Source organism: Paenibacillus sp. GYB004 (assembly GCF_036577605.1).
Classification (GTDB): Bacteria; Bacillota; Bacilli; order Paenibacillales; family NBRC-103111; genus Paenibacillus_AB; species Paenibacillus_AB oceani.
Genome location: NZ_JARBDB010000004.1, coordinates 145336 through 163153, shown reverse-complemented (window position 1 = coordinate 163153; position 17818 = coordinate 145336). Strand labels below are relative to the sequence as shown.

The 17818-nt window shown below is 52.0% G+C and carries 18 protein-coding genes; 6 read left to right on the top strand and 12 right to left on the bottom strand.

Features of this window, described 5'->3' with window-relative positions:
- Window positions 1–26 precede the first annotated feature (26 nt).
- Both PV433_RS02760 and PV433_RS02755 read right to left on the bottom strand, forming a co-directional pair.
- Window positions 27–1400, bottom strand: a complete 1374-nt coding sequence (locus PV433_RS02760) for an extracellular solute-binding protein (RefSeq protein ID WP_332070665.1) — start codon at window positions 1398–1400, stop codon at window positions 27–29.
- A 15-nt stretch (window positions 1401–1415) separates the two neighbouring features.
- A complete protein-coding gene (locus PV433_RS02755; RefSeq protein ID WP_332070664.1) occupies window positions 1416–2201 on the bottom strand; it encodes a helix-turn-helix domain-containing protein in 786 nt (261 codons plus the stop codon).
- Between the two features lie 308 nt (window positions 2202–2509).
- On the opposite strand from PV433_RS02755, the gene PV433_RS02750 reads away from it, so the two are divergent.
- From PV433_RS02750 to PV433_RS02735, 4 genes are read left to right on the top strand one after another with little or no spacing between them, the layout of a single operon-like run.
- Window positions 2510–3079: a sigma-70 family RNA polymerase sigma factor gene (locus PV433_RS02750; protein WP_332070663.1), complete on the top strand. Its 570-nt coding sequence runs from the start codon at window positions 2510–2512 to the stop codon at window positions 3077–3079.
- Window positions 3036–4205, top strand: a complete 1170-nt coding sequence (locus PV433_RS02745; protein WP_332070662.1) for a hypothetical protein — start codon at window positions 3036–3038, stop codon at window positions 4203–4205. Before PV433_RS02750 ends, PV433_RS02745 begins: the two co-directional genes overlap by 44 nt.
- Window positions 4202–5191, top strand: coding sequence for an ABC transporter ATP-binding protein (locus PV433_RS02740; protein WP_332070661.1), 990 nt, complete (start codon window positions 4202–4204; stop codon window positions 5189–5191). The genes PV433_RS02745 and PV433_RS02740 overlap by 4 nt, the downstream gene beginning before the upstream one ends.
- On the top strand, window positions 5188–6033 hold the full coding sequence (locus PV433_RS02735) for an ABC transporter permease subunit (RefSeq protein WP_332070660.1): 846 nt from the start codon (window positions 5188–5190) through the stop codon (window positions 6031–6033). The genes PV433_RS02740 and PV433_RS02735 overlap by 4 nt, the downstream gene beginning before the upstream one ends.
- A 62-nt stretch (window positions 6034–6095) precedes the next feature.
- Here the strand turns inward: PV433_RS02735 and PV433_RS02730 are convergent, their stop codons facing one another.
- From PV433_RS02730 to PV433_RS02710, 5 genes are all read right to left on the bottom strand, one after another.
- Entirely contained in the window at window positions 6096–6968 is an 873-nt protein-coding gene (locus PV433_RS02730) for an AraC family transcriptional regulator (protein WP_332070659.1), read from the bottom strand.
- A 220-nt stretch (window positions 6969–7188) separates the two neighbouring features.
- Window positions 7189–8505: an ABC transporter substrate-binding protein gene (locus tag PV433_RS02725; RefSeq protein WP_332070658.1), complete on the bottom strand. Its 1317-nt coding sequence runs from the start codon at window positions 8503–8505 to the stop codon at window positions 7189–7191.
- 44 nt (window positions 8506–8549) lie between these two features.
- The gene (locus PV433_RS02720) at window positions 8550–10085 is read right to left on the bottom strand and encodes an extracellular solute-binding protein (protein WP_332070657.1); all 1536 of its coding nucleotides are present in this window, start codon (window positions 10083–10085) and stop codon (window positions 8550–8552) included.
- Between the two features lie 78 nt (window positions 10086–10163).
- Window positions 10164–11057 carry a carbohydrate ABC transporter permease gene (locus tag PV433_RS02715; RefSeq protein WP_332070656.1) on the bottom strand — a complete coding sequence of 298 codons (894 nt, stop codon included), beginning with the start codon at window positions 11055–11057 and terminating at the stop codon, window positions 10164–10166.
- A gap of 21 nt (window positions 11058–11078) precedes the next feature.
- Window positions 11079–11954 (bottom strand): ABC transporter permease, encoded by an 876-nt coding sequence (locus PV433_RS02710; protein WP_332070847.1) that lies wholly within the window; start codon window positions 11952–11954, stop codon window positions 11079–11081.
- Window positions 11955–12273: 319 nt separating this feature from the next.
- Here PV433_RS02710 and PV433_RS02705 point away from each other — a divergent pair, with 319 nt between their 5' ends.
- Entirely contained in the window at window positions 12274–14508 is a 2235-nt protein-coding gene (locus tag PV433_RS02705) for an AraC family transcriptional regulator (protein WP_332070655.1), read from the top strand.
- 129 nt (window positions 14509–14637) lie between these two features.
- Window positions 14638–14862: an XRE family transcriptional regulator gene (locus PV433_RS02700; protein WP_190929677.1), complete on the top strand. Its 225-nt coding sequence runs from the start codon at window positions 14638–14640 to the stop codon at window positions 14860–14862.
- A 216-nt stretch (window positions 14863–15078) separates the two neighbouring features.
- Here the strand turns inward: PV433_RS02700 and PV433_RS02695 are convergent, their stop codons facing one another.
- Genes PV433_RS02695 through PV433_RS02675 form a run of 5 tightly spaced genes read right to left on the bottom strand, consistent with a single transcriptional unit; the run spans window position 15079 to window position 17637 of the window.
- Window positions 15079–15849, bottom strand: a complete 771-nt coding sequence (locus tag PV433_RS02695) for an ABC transporter permease (protein WP_332070654.1) — start codon at window positions 15847–15849, stop codon at window positions 15079–15081.
- Window positions 15850–16608 carry an ABC transporter ATP-binding protein gene (locus tag PV433_RS02690; RefSeq protein WP_332070653.1) on the bottom strand — a complete coding sequence of 253 codons (759 nt, stop codon included), beginning with the start codon at window positions 16606–16608 and terminating at the stop codon, window positions 15850–15852. It abuts the gene before it with no gap.
- Window positions 16609–16612: 4 nt separating this feature from the next.
- On the bottom strand, window positions 16613–16975 hold the full coding sequence (locus tag PV433_RS02685; RefSeq protein WP_332070652.1) for a DUF1048 domain-containing protein: 363 nt from the start codon (window positions 16973–16975) through the stop codon (window positions 16613–16615).
- 9 nt (window positions 16976–16984) lie between these two features.
- A complete protein-coding gene (locus PV433_RS02680) occupies window positions 16985–17332 on the bottom strand; it encodes a DUF1048 domain-containing protein (RefSeq protein WP_332070651.1) in 348 nt (115 codons plus the stop codon).
- Window positions 17332–17637: a PadR family transcriptional regulator gene (locus tag PV433_RS02675; RefSeq protein ID WP_317891237.1), complete on the bottom strand. Its 306-nt coding sequence runs from the start codon at window positions 17635–17637 to the stop codon at window positions 17332–17334. The genes PV433_RS02680 and PV433_RS02675 overlap by 1 nt, the downstream gene beginning before the upstream one ends.
- Window positions 17638–17818 lie beyond the last annotated feature (181 nt).

Genomic DNA, 17818 nt, shown 5'->3' with positions numbered 1-17818 from the left:
GTGAACGCTACCTTTACTAGCCGCCTTTATTTTAAAGCATCCAATGCCAGCTGGCTTTGCTCCTGAATTGCGGCAAGACCTTCTTCTACAGACTTCCCTCTCCCCAAAACCGCTTCGATCTCGGTATGCAAAATTCCGGAAAAAGTTCCCGAGAAGCCGATTGGGGTGTTCTTGTGAACGGCCGTCCAATCTTTCATGCTTGGCTGCAGTCGGTGGAAGGCTTCAACGGACCGGCCGTTCACTTCCTTCGGGTTATGTTCCACCCGGGTTAGGAGCAAGGAACTGCCTCCACCGGCTCCCAGCGCTTTTGCCGTACTTTCCCCGTTAATAAATTTCACCAGCTCCCAGGCCGCTCCGATCTGTTTGGATTGTACATGAATAGCGAACATGTCGTGTACCGAAACCGTCTCGGTTTCATTCGGAGCGGACGGGCTCGTAGGTGCGGTCACCAGTTGCCAATTGGGCGATTTATTAATATTTTGACGCTCGGCATTCGTCATATTGGCCAGAAGAAAATAGCGATCGACGGTCATGGCCGCCATTCCCATCAGAAAACGATTCCTCCTGATCACGCTCTCGAACGTACTGCTGTCCGCATTTGGTTCCGGATGGATGACCTGCTTCTCCCGGTAGGCATGGATAACCGTTTGGAAAATCCCTTTCCAGGCAGGGGAGTTGACGACCACTTTGGTCCCGTCCTCAGCAATTGCCGAAAGCCCGTTCGTTCTGGCGATATCCTGCATCCATGCAGACGGACTAAGCGGATTATACAGGGCGTACAGAAGCTGATCCTGATCTCGTTTGAACGGAAACCGCCCGGCCAGCCGAAGGACGTCTTCCCAGTTCATCTTATCCTTCGGATAAGGAACTCCGTACTGATCGAACAGGTCTTGGTTGTAGAAAAGAGCTTGCGTGCTGAATTGAGGGGCAAGCGCGTACAAGGCACCGCCCCCCCTTTGACGAATATGGCCGATCGCACCTGCATACAGGTTTTGAATGTCGAAGCTGTCTCTTCGAATAAGCGGGTCCAGATTGAGCAACATCCCGTCTTTGGCCCAAGCGTCGAAGAAATTGTCGGCAAACACCACATCGACCGGATTGGCGGCAAGCAGCGCTTCCGTTTCTTTCTTCATGTCCATTCCCGATTGAGGACGCGGGGATTCGACGACTTCGATCGAAATGTTCGGGTATATTTGACGAAACCTGCTGCCGTACAGATTCATAAATGTAGGTTTACTTCGGTATAAAACGGTAACCGTAACATGCTCCTCTTTTCCCGGTACAGGAGGAAGCGGAGGCTCCTCTACTTCTCCCCGCCCGGTTAAGCTGCATGCGGAAAGAAATACGAGCGGCAGACTGGAGAGAGCCAATAATCTGAATCTGTGACGGACTCTGGTCACACGAACCCTCCCTCCTCATCGCTTAATTGGCGAGTAGCTGGTCGAAATGATCCCCACTTTATCGAGCATCCCAAACATGGCGGCAAACATGCGTACGGATATGTCCGCTGTCCTATTTAATCGATACCCGCCGCGTACGCGTTCAAGGTAACCCAGATCTATATATTCCGACATGATGTCTTCAAATGGAACTTCTTCCGGCAACAAAGAGCGGAGCTTGGATTCCTCGACCGTGAAGTGCGGTGACAATTGGTCCGTATCCGGAAGCAAGGCCAATACGATGTTCCAAAAATGCGGAGGTGCGATATTCAGCGGGAATTCGGCTCCTTGAGTAACGGACTGGACGGCTTCACGCAAAAACGGAGCTGTAGCGATATACACAAATTTATGACTTGCCCATAAAGTCAAACCGTTTTCATCAATCCGTATGAATGGAAGGCTTGCGTTACTTTCCATCGACGGGTGGGAAGCGGCTCCGGGGACGCTGGCTTTACCGATCGTATTCATCATCGTACCAAGTACATGAATCTGCTGATCGCGCGAGGCTTGTTCCAGTTCCTGCAAAAAATCCGGAAGCTTGCTCTCCAGATTCCCCGAGCTGCCGAGCAAATAATCGGTTGTGCAGCCTAAAACCGCTACCAAATCAACGATCAGCGAGATGTCCGGCAGCGAATCCCCTTTCTCCCATTTGGAAACGGCTTGCGCCGAAACGTTCAGCCGCTGCCCCAGCTGCTCCTGCGTCAATCCTTTAGCCGTTCGAAGCTCAAAAATGATTCTGCCCATCGAATGTTCGTTCTCCATCCCCTTGCCCCTTTCGTCATTGTGATTCCAACTATACTTAAACATGGATAATTTGGAAATGGAGTATTCGTTAACGAATCAACCTGCGGTTGAAAGGCCAAAGCTTAAAAAAAGGATTTACAGACCCCCAAATGGTAAACGAAACGAAACTAACTGACTCTGAAAGATCCGGATGGATCATAATGGGGATAAAGAGTGCTTAGGGTAACACCACGACAAATACATTCATGTGGAAACAAAATGACTTCACTCTGCTATAAAACCGACCTGGCATCCGTCTTATACATGAAAGGGGGGACGGCGGCAACATGGAGGATGACGCACAGGTACCCGAGCTGTTCCAGCGCTTGTTTCGGGAGCATTATCCCGGAGTCGCGCGGAAGCTTTATGCGTTGACCGGGGATTACGCGGCGGCGGAAGATTTGGCCCAAGAGGTGTTCCTGCGGCTATACCGGAACCCTCCCGACCGGCTGGAAGCCGTCGGCGCTTGGCTGCACCGGGTGCTGACCCGGGTGGGGTACGATTATTTAAGGCACCGGTCGTCGGGCGAGGCATTACTGGAAAAGGAAACCGCCCGCATCGCGGCTTGGTCGGAAGGCGCCGTCCCTTCGGGAGAGACGGAAGTCATCCGGGAATGGGAAATCGATGTGGTCCGCCGGGTGCTGCAGAAGCTCTCGGACCGGGACCGGACCGCCCTTCTGCTTCGGGAGGAAGGGTACAGCTACGAGGAGATTGCCCTCCGGTTGGAGGTCAACCCGAAGATTGTCGGGACGCTGCTGGCCCGTGCAGAGGAACGGCTGAAGAAGAAATACGGGCAGGAGGAGGAGCGGCACGATGGCGGACGGAGAGAAGCGGACCGGCGGGGAGCCGATTTTTGATACGGACCGGGCTTGGGACCGGTTTGAGAGACTGGCGGCACGGGAGCCGGCTCCGGCGTTTTGGAGGCATGCGGAGCAGAGCCGATGTTCGGATGAAAGAAGAAACAAAGCCCGATCGGATAAAAATCCAGATGATCACAATAAGGATGGTGCGGTGGAGATGAAGCAGACGCGAGCATTCGAAGGGAAACAAGGGGCCCCGGTTGCCGGGACGCCGAGGGCGGCAACAGGGACAAGCGCTAAAGGAGCAGACGGTTCCTGGCGAACGGAAAGACCGGCCAAGCGCAGAATTCGGAGATGGACCGCCGGGATAGCTGCCGCTGCTATGGCAGTCGTCCTGTTCACCACCCCCCTGGGAGACCGGGCGCTGGCGGCCATGCAGCATACGTTCCGCATTCAGCATATGGTCGGAGTCGGAATATCGGCGGATGACATGGCGACCATCTCCAGCCTTCTGGAGCGCGGCTCGCCCGAAGGAGACCGGAGTTTCACACTGGCCCAGTACGGCACCTTGACCCAATCCGGAGGCGGGGAATCCCATACCCTCACTTGGGACGAAGCGGAGCAACGGATGGGCGGGCTCCTTCAGCCTGGAACCCCCGCCTCCCCCGTCTTCCAGCCGGCTACCACACTTACCTTTAATCTGAATGTAAAAGCGGTCAACCGGCTGCTCACCCGTTTGGGCGGCACCACTACCCTGCCTGTCGAAGCCGACGGGAAAACGATCCGGCTACACGTCCCGGACGGCATCACCTCGGAGGGTACCTTGTCGGGCAAGCCGGTAAGGCTGCTCCAATTCGGCAAGCCGGAGCTGACCGTGGAGGACGGCATCGATGCGGCAACCGTCCGGGAGGCGGTACTCGGGCTGCCTGTATTGCCGGACAGCCTGCGGACCAAGCTGGCGGCCATCGGCGATTGGCAGAGCACCCTGCCGGTACCGGCCCGCGACGGCGTAACCATCAACTTCAAGTTAGGCGGACATGATGCGGTCATGACGACAGACGGAAAGAATCGCTACCTGCTCTGGCTTGCCGGGGACCGTATGGGGCTGCTGAGCGGCACTTTGAAGGATTTTCCTGTGGAGTCCGCTTTTCGCCGGGCAGCCGAGGAGCTTATCCAGCCATGATGATGATCGACACCGAAGAATTGACCAAAACCTACAACGGCCGCGGCGGCTGCCGCGGCATCACCTTGCAGGTGCCGGAGGGCTGCATTTTCGGCTTGCTTGGACCCAACGGCGCCGGCAAAAGCACCTTCGTTAAAATGCTGGCCGGCCTCCACCGCCCCGACTCCGGGCGGGCCGCCATGCTGGGCCGGCCCTTGGGCCGGCCGGAGGCGAGACGCGAGCTGGGCTATTTGCCCGAGCTGTTTCGCTACCAGGATTGGCTGACCCCGGCGGAGGTCCTCCGCTTCCACGGTCAACTGGGAGGGCTGCGCCCGCAGGAGACGCGGGCATCCGCTTTCCGAAGCCGGGTCCGCGACACCCTGGAGCTGGTCGGTCTGTCCGAAGCCGCAGACCGCCGGGTCGGCGGGTTCTCCAAAGGAATGCAGCAGCGTCTCGGCTTGGCTGCCGCCCTGCTCTTGGACCCTAAGCTGGTCATCCTGGACGAACCCGCTTCGGCCTTGGACCCCATCGGCCGTTATGAGATCCGCAGCCTGTTGAAGCAGCTGCGGGGCAGGGGCGTGACAATTTTCCTCAATACCCATCTGCTCGAAGATGTGGAGGAGCTGTGCGATGAGGCCGCCTTCCTGTACGACGGCGAGCTGCTGGCGTCGGGGCCGCTGCACGAGCTGCTGAGCGGCACCGGTGATAGCGGAGGGGGCAGTGCCAACTGGCGCTTCCGGCTTGGCGGATGGCTGCCGGGGACGTGGGAGGAGCTTGGCGGCGCCGTCGGCGGCGCTCTCCCCTCCCTGCTGCGCCTGGTCGAGGCCGACGAGAGCGGCAACGCCCTCCTGACCGCGCTTGTAACGGACCGGGAACAAGCCGGCTATCTGTGCTCGCTGTTCGTCCGCACCGGCCTGACGCTTTACGAATCCGGCCCCGAGCCGAACAGCCTGGAGGCCTGGTTCCTCCGGATGGCCCGGTCCCGCCAAGGAGGTGTCCCGTTATGACGATGTATATAGCCGCCACCTTCAAGGAGTTGACCCGTAAGCGGGTGTTCCTGGTCACGATTATTCTGACCTTCGTCTTTCTGGTGCTGTTTGCCCTCGGGGTTCGGGAGCTGGCCGGTACGCTCGAACAGAACCGGGTATCTCCTGCCGAATCTCTGTTAAACAGCATGGTTCTGACGGTGCTGGGGCTTTTTTTCGCACAATTTCTAACGGCCTTTTTCGTGCTCTTCTCCGCCATGGGGATCGTCACGGGTGAACAGGAGAACGGTCTGCTGCTGGCTGTCGCCGCCCGCCCCATCTCCCGCTGGAGACTGTATCTGGCGAAATGGCTGGGCCATGCCGTCTGGATCGCCGTGTACAGTATCATTTTGTTCGTTTCCGTGGTCTGGACCATCCACAGCCTGGCCGGACTTCCTCTGCTTGTGGGGGATTTGCTGCGAGGTCTCATGCTTTTTATTTGGATGCCGCTTCTTCTCCTCACCCTGGTCATGCTCGGTTCCGTCTATTTGCCGATGCTGGGGAACGGGATTTGCGCCGCCTTATTGTACGGATTGGCCCTCTTCAGCGGTCTGGTCGAAGGGATCACGATCTATGAAGGAAGCCACCCTATACTGGACAAATTTCTCCTGCTGACCGGGCTGCTCCTGCCCACAGACTCCGTTTACCGGAGAAGCCTCTACGAGGTTCTCGGGGGGGCGGATTGGGCCGGTCTTGCCACGGCCGACATGGGTCCATTCTCCATGCCGAGCGTTCCATCGGACGCCTTCCTTCTGTATACGGTCGGGTATGCGGCGGTTCTGCTCCTGCTGGGGTGCCGGGCATTTAGCAGGAAGGATCTGTAACATGCCGGTGAATGCAACGAGGGCTGTCGATCTATGTCGGCAGCCCTGTTCGATGCGAATCCTTATTTCTTTTGAATCGGTATCCATATTTCGCTTTTATACTTCGGCGATGTGGTATCTTTATGCTCGTTCCAGAGAATTTCCGGCCCTTCGTTTAACTCGTACTCCGACGACGGAAACCATTCCGAATAAATGCGTCCCCATATCTCCTGAAGTGCACTCGGAAATGAGCCTACTGCCGTGAAAACAGCCCATGTCGAGGCCCGCACCTCCAGCTGCGCCAAGCCGTCCCTCGCTTCTTGCGTAGTGGCAGCGCCGATATAGTGGTCGAGCTCTCCTTTCTCCTCCATCCGCCCTTCGCTGAAATTCGTGGATGCGCTGATCAGTCCCGAAGGCTGGACATTCGAATAGCTTTTAATTTCCTGAATTAATTCTGGAGTGAGCCCTTCAACCATCGACGCAATCTCCGGGTTTACCCCTTGGAACACGATAGGGACCCGTTTCTTGATCCCCACGATGCGGAAAGCCCCTTTCTCTTCAATCCGGTAGTTCATTTCACTTCCTCCTTTGATGGTCAGTTGAAACGTCATCCGAGGGAAGGCTTTGAGGGACTGGCCATGAAGCCGGGCTTCCGAAGGAGTAACCCCGTGCATACCCTGGAAAGCTCTGGTAAAGGAATCCGGTGACGAATATCCGTATTTCAGCGCAATTTCGATGATTTTCATATCACTGTGGCTTAGCTCTAGTGCCGCCAAGGTCAGGCGTCTGCGGCGGATGTATTCCGACAGCGTGATACCGGCCAGAAAGGAGAACATGCGCGTAAAGTGGTATTCCGAACAGCAGGCAATCTTCGCCGCCTCCTGGTAGTTCACCTCATTCGTCAAGTTCTCTTCGATATAGCTTAAAGCTTCGTTCAGCTGTGCCAGCATATCCATGATCCGATTCCTCCCCTCGTTGCTTCCAAGCATAACAGAGATGCGATTTCCCTTCCCGACATCCATTGCACCATCCTGCAGGGTCTTTATGTATCATTTGCGGGGCTCGCCGCAAGGGAGAGGGATTATCTCCATTTTCATGAGTATACAATAAAAAGACCGTCGAGACTTTCTCGACAGTCTGGATGAATCCCCATTAAACCTTTCTTTTTACCCTAAATTACTGACCGGATTTCAATTTTTCAATCTCCTTCACCGCATTCTCATCCGCCATCCGCAAGGTGGTATTGATGTCAAGCTGGCCTTTACCGAGCTGATACCAGAGCTTTTCAAGCTGGTTGTTCGTAATCGCTTGATAAGGCGATTGCTGGAATGGTGCAGCCGGTTTATTTTTCGTTAGCGCCTTCAGGTTTTTCCCTGCAAGATTCGGATTGTCTTGACCGAACGCATCTTTTGCCGATTGGGTTGTGATGACCGGCAGTCCCAGAGCTTTTTTGGCAATATCGGTCTGATATTCATCACTGGTCATGTAAGCGATAATTTCAAAAGCTTGCTCCTTATGCTTGCTGATGCTCGGTATATAAGCCAAGTTGAGCGAGGCCTGCGAACCAATACCGCGAAGATTGCTGAATTCCGGCAAAGTGACCAAATCCCAGTTCACTTGTTGCGCTGTTCCGGGAATGGAGGCCGCATACATAGCCGCTACTTTTGAACTATAGAACAGGTTGTTGATTCCGCCGAAGCTGCCTTCCAATAGTGCATTGCCTGGAATCTCGTAGAAACGATTTATATTTTTGACAAATTGAGACCAACGTTCATCGGAAGAAAATAAGGGCTTATCTGTTTTAGGATCAGCGAATCCGAGGGACATTTGGTTCTGCCAAGCGATGCTGTAAGATTGAGTAATAAAGCCTCTGTATTGCGTATCTCCGTCTTTTCGAGTGAGCCGCTTCGCAAGCTCGTAAGTTTCGTCCCAAGTCATTCCGTCCGTTGGATAAGGAACAGCGAATTTGTCGAACAGGTCTTTATTGTACAATAGGGACATTACATTCATCCGCAAAGGCAATGCATATATTTCGCCATTCGGGGAAAGGGCCTTCACAGCCTCTAGCGTACTAGGCTCGAGACGTTTCAGATCATAGCCGCTTCTCTTGATCATGTCCGTTATGTCGTACTGAAATTTAAACGGCGTTATGTATCGGTAATGATTGGTATCGCCGTTCAAGAAAATGTCGATTGGTTCTTGTGAAGCAAGCAAGTTGGACAGATTGCCCGCCACGTTGGTATCCGGGGAATTGACGAGTTTTAAAGTAACATGCGGGAATTTCTTAACGATTGCGTTACCATACTGCTCCATGAACGTAGCTGTATCGGTTGCATATGGCAAATAAAAGCTAATGGTAACGGGCTCCTTCGGTGTCTCCCAAGTCTTCGCCGCGGAGTCCGCAGCTTGACCGGTTTTGCTATCTTGTCCTCCGCTGCACCCGGCTAACATACTGACTGCAGCAACCAACAACACGATCGGTTTTTTAATCAACCTTATCATCCTCTCTGTATAGGAGTTTCGGGCAATTTCCATTCTCATTTCATGCCGGATTCGTCCAAATATTGAAGCCACTGCTTTTTATATTCAGTTTGGATTTTTTCCAGCCCTGCCGCTTTGGCTTTTTCAATAAACAGCTTCAGACCCGCTTCCACATCTTCGACAAGCCCCATTTCGAGCGGCGCGAGATACTGCTTGGACACCTGCTCCAGCGCGGCTCTTTCCGCTTGATAAGCCGTATAGTCTTCGGCGAATCCGGAATAAATATCAGGCCTCGCGATTTTGTCCAGCTGCGCAAATATTGCTTTGACCCCGTCGTACCCTTTGTCGAACAGCATATATTCCGGATTCCGCCACGACCAGCCATTCATCGCCTCGCGCGGGAAGCCGTTCGATTTACTGTCTCCGATCATTTGGTAATACCCGTTATCGACCTTGTAGTTGACCCCTTCGATTCCGTATTCGGTGAGCCGGTTATACTCTTTATCGGTCACGAGCTTTTCGTAGAAGGCGATGGCCCGCTCCGGATTCGGGCTGCTCTTCGGAATGGCGAAACCGTTACCGATCGGCGTAACCGGCGTCGCGTATCCTTTGATGAACGGAAACGGCGAGTATGCCAGCTTCCAGTCCGGATGCGCCGCTTGCGTCTTCGTGTTCATGTCGTTAAACATGGACGGATTGTGAGAGAACAGCGCCGCGGACTTGCCGCCGATGACCAGATTGTTGCCCAGTTCTTTTTCGTTTAGCACGTTTTTGGACCAGAAGCCTTTATCCGCCCATCTCTTCGCTACTTTCAATCCTTCCAGATGGACCGGCGAACCCCAATATGCCGTCATCTCGCGGGGGTTACCGTAGGAAGCCGTCATCCCGTAAGGGAACGATCCGGCGGGATCGATGGTAAGCTCCAAGTAGTTGCGCATATTGAAGCCGGAAGCGAGCGGGAACAAATCCGGAACGTTTTTCTTAATTCCGTCCAAATAAGCTTCAAAGGAAGGAATCGATTCCGGCTTCGGCAGATTGAACTTCTGTCTCAAGTCTTCCCTGTAGATGAAGCCCCCCGTCGTATACTCTTTGTACGTCGAAGGTACTGTGTAGATTTTGCCGTCGATCCTGGCCGTGTTCCACATATCCTGCGGCACGAATCCGTGCAATTTAGGCGCGTGCTTGGGCAGCAGCTCGTCCAGGGGCAGAAAAGCGCCTTTCTTCGCGTACTGCTGGTAACCGAACCAGTTCGCCGTATAGATCAGGTCGATGGGCTGGCCGGACGTAAGCAGCAGTTTGTACTTGGTCGTATTGTCGGTCCACGAAATGTAATTGAATTTTACTGTGGCGTTCAAGTCTTTCAAAGCTAGCTCGTTAATTTTCGCTTCGATGATCGGCAAATCTTTCGGCGGGTCCCCCAGCATGTAAAATTGCAGTTCCACCCTTTTCGAAAAGTCCTGATCTTTGCCCATACCAGCCGTATTCGCGGTTTCCCCGGCGTTCTGCGTTTTGCCGGTACACCCGGCAAACAGCACGACTGCGAGCGCCACGACGACGAATCGCGCAAAGATGTGCATTGTCTTTCCTTTCATGTGATGCCTCCCTCTGCTTTCTAAAAGTTTATCATACTATGTCAGCCGGCGTGCCGCAGAAAGCGGTTGAAGCCGGGTCTAACCTTTTACGGCGCCGATGGTCAAGCCTTTGACGAAATACCGCTGCACGAACGGATAGAGCAGCAGAATCGGCCCTGTTACGATGAGCGACATGGCCAGCTTCGTTGACTCCATCGGAATGTCGCTTGACAGCGTGACCCCGGAGCTTACCCCCAGATCGGCCAGGAATGACATCGTATTAATGATGTTGTACAAGTAAAACTGAAGCTCGTATTTGCTAGGGTCGTTGATGAACAGCGACGATGAAAACCAGCTGTTCCAATACCCGAGAGCCATAAACAGCCCGATGGTGGCGATGCCCGGCATGGCGAGGGGGAGAACAATGCGGAAATAAATGCCGAAATCGTTCGCACCGTCGATTTTCGCGGATTCGATCACCTCGTCGGGAATCGTTGACTTGATGAAGCTTCTCATCAATATGATCAGAAACGGCGAAGCCAAACCGGGAAAAATGAGCGCCATGTACGTATTCGTCAAATGCAAGTACGAGGTCATCATGATGTACCAGGGTACGAGCCCTCCGCTGAACAGCGTAGTAAAATAAATAAAGAACATGGCCTTATTGCGGTATTTGAAGTCTTTGCGCTGCAGGACGTACCCGGCCATCGTCGTCATGAACAGCCCGATCGTCGTACCGACTACCGTCACGAAAGTCGTCACGCCGTAGGCCCTCAGAATCGGACCGGGCGTAGCGAAAATCGTCCTGTAAGCCTCGAGCGAAAATTGTTTCGGGATCAGCCGGTATCCATCCCTGATGATCGATTCGTTCAGAGTCAAAGACCCGGACAAGATGAGCAAAAATGGAAATAGACAGACGATTGCTGCCAACGCGACGACCGTGTAGGCGAGCACGCTAAAAGCGGCGGATTTCTCCGAAGCTCTTACGTTCATAACCGAACCTCCTCCCTCAAGTTAAAACAAGGCGTAATCCTCGTTTATTTTTTTGATGATGTAATTAACAGTCACGATCAGAATGAAGCCGAATACGGATTGATACAGTCCCGCCGCGGTCGCCATGCCGATATCGAACGTTTCTTTCAGTGACCGGAACACGTACGTATCGATAATGTCGGTGCTGCCGAACAATAGGCCGTTGTTTCCGATCAGTTGATAGAACAGATCGAACTGCCCCTTCATGATGCTGCCGAGAGAAAACAGAAGCAGAAGGACGAATGTCGGCTTCAGCATCGGGACGGTTATATGCCGAATCCTTTGCAGCAAAGTAGCTCCATCGATTCGGGCCGCTTCGTAATACTCGTCGCTGATTCCAGTTATGGACGCCAAATAAATGATCATGCTGTAGCCGATATGCTTCCACAGGTAAAACACTACGAGCAGGATGACCCACACCCACGGCGCGCCATAAAAGTTGAACGGCTGCATGCCGAGCGACTTCAGAAACGTATTGGCAAAGCCGGTTTCATAGTTGAACATGTTGTACGAGATGGCGCTCAGCAGGACGAACGATACGAAATACGGCAAAAACAAAATCGATTGCGATATTTTTTTGAACAGCTTCCCGTGGATTTCGCTAAGCAAAATCGCCAGGACGATGGCCAGCACGTTTTTGAGCACAATAAAAGCCAAATTGTAGCCGACCGTGTTCAGTGTGAGCTCCGCAAGCTTACCGGACTTCCACAAAAATTCAAAATTGTCCAACCCTACAAAAGGGCTTCCAAACAGCCCGCCGTGAAAATCGAATCTCGTAAACGCAAAATAGATGCCGACCATCGGAACATACGAATTGACGAAAAAAAACAAAAGAGTCGGCAGCAGCATTAGAAACATAAGCTTGTTTTTATTCAGTTCATTCCAAAATCCTCGCTTCGACACGAAATCTGTCCTCCCCGGCTGTAAATAGGATAGGCGGAAGATACGTCTGATAGAGTGACTGCCCATCCGTTCCCCATCGTACAAGGAAAGCAGGCGCAATTAAACTCCACATTGCGTCATAAACATGAAGTTTTCGCCCTTATTGCGCTTGTTCCCGGAGTGAACAATTCGCACTTTTATGTGTTCTTTCTACTTTTTCACTCTCCCTATGGCAACACGGGCGGCATGTAAGATATACTTTTTTGGAATGACTTTTTGAGGGGATGAGAAGCGGGTGAGTCAACGCGAGAATAGGAGCTTGTACAAAAACATCTTGATCAGCCTTGTGGTTAGTACAGTCATTACTCTGCTCATTTCTTCCACGCTGCTCATCATGAACTTTGAAAACATCGCCATCCGGCAAGTATCCCGTTCCGACTTGAACTCTCTGAAACAAACGAGTCGGGAGGTGGCGAAGATGACAGATACGGCAAAGACGCTATCGTTTCAAATTTACGGAGACTTGACGATCTCCAAGCTGATCTTCTTCCCGAAGCCGGACATTTACGATGTAACACTAGCGATGCAGCAATTGCACAACTACCGGCTATCGATGCCGTTTATCGAATCGATCTATGTGTACAATGCAAGCTCCGGAATGTACTATATCAGCTCAGACACGTTCCGGAACGGAAGCCAAACGGAGGAGGAATTGGACGACCGGGGAATTGTAGACATTTTCCATAACATTCAGGAATACCGTCCGTATTATCCGATACCGAGAATATATGCAATCGGCGATGGAAAACAGGTCAGCAGCTACTCCTATTTATCGTTTGATATGCTCGAGAAAAAAACGAGCGCCGCCGTCGTACTCAATATTGCCGAGTCGTGGGTCAATAAAGATTTCGGCAGCTTAACCGCCGACTTCGGCGCCAGAATGTTCATTATGAATGAGCAAGGCATTTTGCTTTCGCGCAGCGGCGACGATCCGATGTTGACCGATTACTCCGGGAAAGGTTATATTCGGAACATTCTGGATAACCGCGCTGCCTCCGACTATTTCGTGGATATCGTTGACGGCGTCAAATCGCTCGTCTCTTACACAGCCCCGGATTCGCTTGGCTGGAGGTATGTGCGGACGACACCTTATTCGGAGATTACGCGCGAGATTACGAGTATGAGGACCAAAACGATTGCCTTCAGCTTTATGGTGCTGCTGTTCGGGTTACTGCTGTCCGTTGCTGCTACCCGCAAACTGTATGGACCGATTGATAAAGTGCTCAAGCGATTAAAATCGCTTGAAATCGAGCGGAGAAACAACCAGCATATCGTAAAGCAGCACTTTTTACGGAGTATTGTGCTTCGCAGGGAGGCCTATGGCCCGGAAGCGCTGCAGGATAAGTTGACCGAATTCGGTTTCACCATCCGGGCGGATCACCCCTCCAGACTCATCTTGCTCAAGTTGGACCGTTTTGCGGAGTGCGCCGATTATTACCGGGACCATCTTAAGCTGGTAAAATACGCCATCATGAACATTTGCGGAGAAATAAGCTCCTCCTCGTATCATGCCGAAGGTGTCGATATCGGCGACGATCGCGTACTTTTATTGCTCGCAAGCGACGATCCTCAGGGACTATCGGATAGAAACGCATTGATAAGCATGCTGAAATTAATGCAGGAAGAAGTTCAGAAACATCTTAAAGTATCCGTTTCCGTCACCGTAAGCCCGGTTCGATCGTCCCTCAACCAAAGTATCCTGATGTACAACCAGGTCAAAGAAGCTTCCCTTCACCGGCTGTTTTACGGCCATGGCTGCCTGATCTGGTCGGAAGACATCATGAACTTGAAGCTGAAGGATTACGCGTTTCCGGTCCACCGGGAAAAGCAGTTGGTCGATTGCCTAATGACGGGGAAAAGCGAAGAAGCCAAGGCCATTTACTCGGAAATGGTGCGTGCTACGGGGGAATACCCGTATACCGTCGTCCAACTGACGATTTCCCATCTGACGTTCACCGTCATCAACGTCTTGAAAACGATTCGGAAAAATAACGCGATCGTCGTCGAAGCCGACTTCGACTCTGCGCTTGCCTCGTTGAACCAGGTGGAAATCATCGAAGAAATAACGACACAATTTTTCGGGATATTCGATCAATTAAGCAAACAGCTAGAGGCGAAGAAAAATTCGAAACAAACCGATTTGATCAAACGTATCAATGAGATTATCGATCGGGAATATGCGAATCCGAACCTTTGCCTGAACTCGATTGCGGACGAACTGGACATGTCGCCGATCTATATAAGCCGCTTGTACAAACAGCTGACTTTTTGCACACTGACGGACGCCATTCAAGAGGTGCGGATGAATCAATCTAAGCAGCTGTTGCTGGAATCCGATTATTCCGTGGCGGACATCGCCAAACTGACCGGATTTACGAACAGTTCGTACTTCTACCGCATGTTTAAGAAAAGCAACGGTGTAACACCGAGCGATTTCCGTAAACAGATGCCTCGTACCGAGACGATCTGAGAGGCTTCGAGAAGGCATTTTGAATCGTATAAAATGGTAATTCCGAGATCCAAGCCGGGGATGAAGCCAAAGCGGAAAGGAAATCATAGAACTCGTTGGACGATTTTTTCTGAGAGGGGTATATGCGTATTGAAGTACGAACTGGGCCGTTGCCTGCTGGAAGAAAGACTTCAGGAAGCAGGAATGCCGCTGGAACGGCTGGCGCTTGAACTGCGAGTGAGACGGGAGCGGCTGGGTGATTTTATCGACAATAAAAGAGTGATGTCTCTTAAGCTCGCGATTTCGATCGCCGATACGCTTCAGTGCGAGGTGCGCAGCCTGTACGAATTAACGTCTTCCGATGAACGCCGTTAGTCAGCGGATGGGTAACATATATAAAATAATCTGCCCATTCGCAACGACGGCAGCCGAACTTTTGGCCGGCTGCCGTTGTATACCGATTGAGCGATCGTCTCCGCTAGTTCTAATGAAAGATGGAAAGCTTTTGTTGTTTGATCCTGAGATTTAATCTTCAAATTGTAAGTGAGGGGCTTTTACTTGATGTTTATCATTATTTAATGCCTATAAACATTAAGCAGCTTTCCTTTTGTACGCGCGCATCGCAAAGATATAAGCCACGAGCATAATTCCGACGCACCACGCCAGCGCGATCCATATATCGTTGCCCACTGGCTGACCTGACAACAGAGCACGGATGGTCTCCACGATGGAAGTCACCGGCTGGTTATCGGCAAAAGCGCGAACGACCTTCGGCATCGATTCGGTCGGCACAAATGCCGAGCTGATAAACGGTAGGAAGATAAGCGGGTAGGAAAATGCGCTTGCACCTTCCACCGTTTTTCCGGACAAACCGGCAATCGCCGCGACCCAAGTCAAAGCCAGCGTAAACAGCACGAGTATACCCGCTACGGCGAGCCATGGCAGGATTCCTGCCGACGAGCGAAAGCCCATAATAAGCGCTACGAGAATGATGACGACAAGAGAAATGACGTTGGATACCAGCGAGGTCAGCACGTGCCCCCACAGCACGGCGGAACGCGCAATCGGCATGGAGTGGAACCGCTCAATGATGCCCCGCTGCTTATCCATAAAGAGACGGTAAGCCGTATAGGATATACCGCTTGCAATCGCAATCAGCAGGATACCGGGCAACAGGTAGTTCACATAGTTATCCGTACCGGTATGGATTGAGCCGCCAAACACATAGACAAACAGCAGCATCATCGCAACCGGAGTGATGCAGACCGTGATGATGGTGTCCATGCTGCGGAAAATATGACGCATGGAACGTCCAAGCATCACGCTCATGTCGCTAAAAAAGTGACTCTTTACCGTGTCCATTTACATTGCCTCCTTTTTACCGATAATTGCGAGGAAAATCTCCTCCAATGAAGGTTGTTTTTCCACATACTCCACCTTTGCGGGTGGGAACAGCTTTTTCAGTTCCTGAAGCGTGCCATTGGCAATAATCCTGCCTTCATGCAAAATGGCAATTCGATCGGCTAGTTGTTCAGCCTCATCCAAATACTGAGTGGTCAGGAATACCGTCGTTCCACCGTCGGCAAGCTCTTTAACAATCTTCCAGGCCTCAATGCGTGCCTCGGGGTCAAGCCCGGTGGTCGGCTCATCGAGGAAAATAAGCTGCGGTGTTCCGATCAGGCTCATGGCAATGTCGAGCCTGCGGCGCATACCGCCCGAGTAGGTGGACACCTTGCGGTCGGAGGCGTCGTTCAACCCGAAGCGGTTCAGTAAATCATCTGCGATATGACGCGGATTTTTAAGGTGTCGCAGCTTGGCGATCATGATCAGATTTTCCCGCCCGGTCAATATTTCGTCCACGGCGGCAAATTGCCCGGTCAGGCTGATCGCATGCCGCACATTCTCGGGTCTTGACGCGACGTCAAACCCGTTTACGGTGGCGGTTCCTCCGTCCTGCTTAAGCAGCGTGGTGAGGATTCTGACAATCGTCGTCTTGCCTGCGCCGTTGGAGCCAAGCAGGGCGAAAATCTCACCCTGCTTCACTTCAAAATCGACGCCCCTTAGGACTTCTTTGTCCTTGAAAGACTTTCGCAGACCTTTCACTTGAATTGCTTTTTCCATCCCGTTATCCCCCCTTTTCCTTTTTTTTATCCGTAACCTTTTTCATTGCCTTGCTAACTTCTTGGTTAACAGATTCTTGATAGATGTCGGCGTAAGTTTTGGAATCTTTGATTAGTTCGTCGCAAAAAGCCGCTACGTCACTTCCCGTCACATCGAGCACGCCTTTCCCCAAGGCTGCGCCCTCTTCAAAAAGATCGACAATCCCCGATAGCAAACCCGTACCTTCGGTTAGTTCAACGGGTCCGACCTTAAAGAAATATTTTTGAATCTCTTTATAAACAATCTGATAATCTTGCGGGAGCGCTTTGACACGCGCCACGTGCGCTCGCCATTCTTTTTTGCCTTGGATGATATCTTGTATTCTCATGTTATCCTCCTATTTACCCAATTTTTTAGCAATATTATGGTTGAGCTGCTCGCGCCATTTATCACGATAAGATTTTGCTCCTTCTTCGCCGGCCAGGGCTGAACAGAAGCCTTGAATATCGTCACCCAAAACCTCTTGGACGCTCTGACCGTCAGCCGCCGCTTCTTCGAGCAGGCCAAGCACGCCGTCGAAAATTGGCATGAGGTTGCGACCGCTGAAATCGGAGTACGACCAAAGATTCGCATTTATTTTTTCCCATGCCGCTTGATAATCAGCCGGCAGCTTTTGGGCTCGCGATTCAAAAGTTTTCATTTCCTTAGTCATGTCGCTGCCGGTGATTTTCTCCCAAAAATTCATTATTTTTTCTCCTTTAACTCGTTAATTTTTGAGGATACGAACTCCCATTTTTCCCAGAACTTCCGAAGCTCCTCGCGGCCCGCGTCGTTGATCGCGAAAAACTTTCGAGGCGGTCCCATGTCGGAGGGCTTCTTGGTGATCTCCACCAACTTGTTTTTTTCGAGCCGGATCAGGATGGTGTACACCGTTCCCTCCACAACATCTGTGAAGCCGAGGGCGTTTAGCCGCCGCGTGATTTCGTAGCCGTAGGTTTCTTCGCGGCTTATAATTTCAAGGACACAGCCCTCAAGCACGCCTTTGAGCATTTCCGTTAGATTTTCCAGCACAATCACCCCTTGCTATTCTGTATAACTGGTATGAAGTATTACTTACTACAACTACAAAGTAACACGCAGTAGTCGGTTTGTCAATAGCGGTTGCTCTACACGGATTTATATTTTCAACTTAATATGGTCTGAATCTTGTGGGGGGATACTCCCACACTCG

What these genes read in the sequence shown, in the direction of transcription:
- PV433_RS02755 (WP_332070664.1), bottom strand. Translation starts at nt 2,201, where the DNA reads ATGGAGAACGAACATTCGATGGGCAGAATCATTTTTGAGCTTCGAACG.
- PV433_RS02750 (WP_332070663.1), top strand. Translation starts at nt 2,510, where the DNA reads ATGGAGGATGACGCACAGGTACCCGAGCTGTTCCAGCGCTTGTTTCGG.
- PV433_RS02745 (WP_332070662.1), top strand. Translation starts at nt 3,036, where the DNA reads ATGGCGGACGGAGAGAAGCGGACCGGCGGGGAGCCGATTTTTGATACG.
- PV433_RS02740 (WP_332070661.1), top strand. Translation starts at nt 4,202, where the DNA reads ATGATGATGATCGACACCGAAGAATTGACCAAAACCTACAACGGCCGC.
- PV433_RS02735 (WP_332070660.1), top strand. Translation starts at nt 5,188, where the DNA reads ATGACGATGTATATAGCCGCCACCTTCAAGGAGTTGACCCGTAAGCGG.
- PV433_RS02730 (WP_332070659.1), bottom strand. Translation starts at nt 6,968, where the DNA reads ATGGATATGCTGGCACAGCTGAACGAAGCTTTAAGCTATATCGAAGAG.
- PV433_RS02720 (WP_332070657.1), bottom strand. Translation starts at nt 10,085, where the DNA reads ATGAAAGGAAAGACAATGCACATCTTTGCGCGATTCGTCGTCGTGGCG.
- PV433_RS02715 (WP_332070656.1), bottom strand. Translation starts at nt 11,057, where the DNA reads ATGAACGTAAGAGCTTCGGAGAAATCCGCCGCTTTTAGCGTGCTCGCC.
- PV433_RS02710 (WP_332070847.1), bottom strand. Translation starts at nt 11,954, where the DNA reads ATGTTTCTAATGCTGCTGCCGACTCTTTTGTTTTTTTTCGTCAATTCG.
- PV433_RS02695 (WP_332070654.1), bottom strand. Translation starts at nt 15,849, where the DNA reads ATGGACACGGTAAAGAGTCACTTTTTTAGCGACATGAGCGTGATGCTT.
- PV433_RS02690 (WP_332070653.1), bottom strand. Translation starts at nt 16,608, where the DNA reads ATGGAAAAAGCAATTCAAGTGAAAGGTCTGCGAAAGTCTTTCAAGGAC.
- PV433_RS02685 (WP_332070652.1), bottom strand. Translation starts at nt 16,975, where the DNA reads ATGAGAATACAAGATATCATCCAAGGCAAAAAAGAATGGCGAGCGCAC.
- PV433_RS02680 (WP_332070651.1), bottom strand. Translation starts at nt 17,332, where the DNA reads ATGAATTTTTGGGAGAAAATCACCGGCAGCGACATGACTAAGGAAATG.
- PV433_RS02675 (WP_317891237.1), bottom strand. Translation starts at nt 17,637, where the DNA reads ATGCTCAAAGGCGTGCTTGAGGGCTGTGTCCTTGAAATTATAAGCCGC.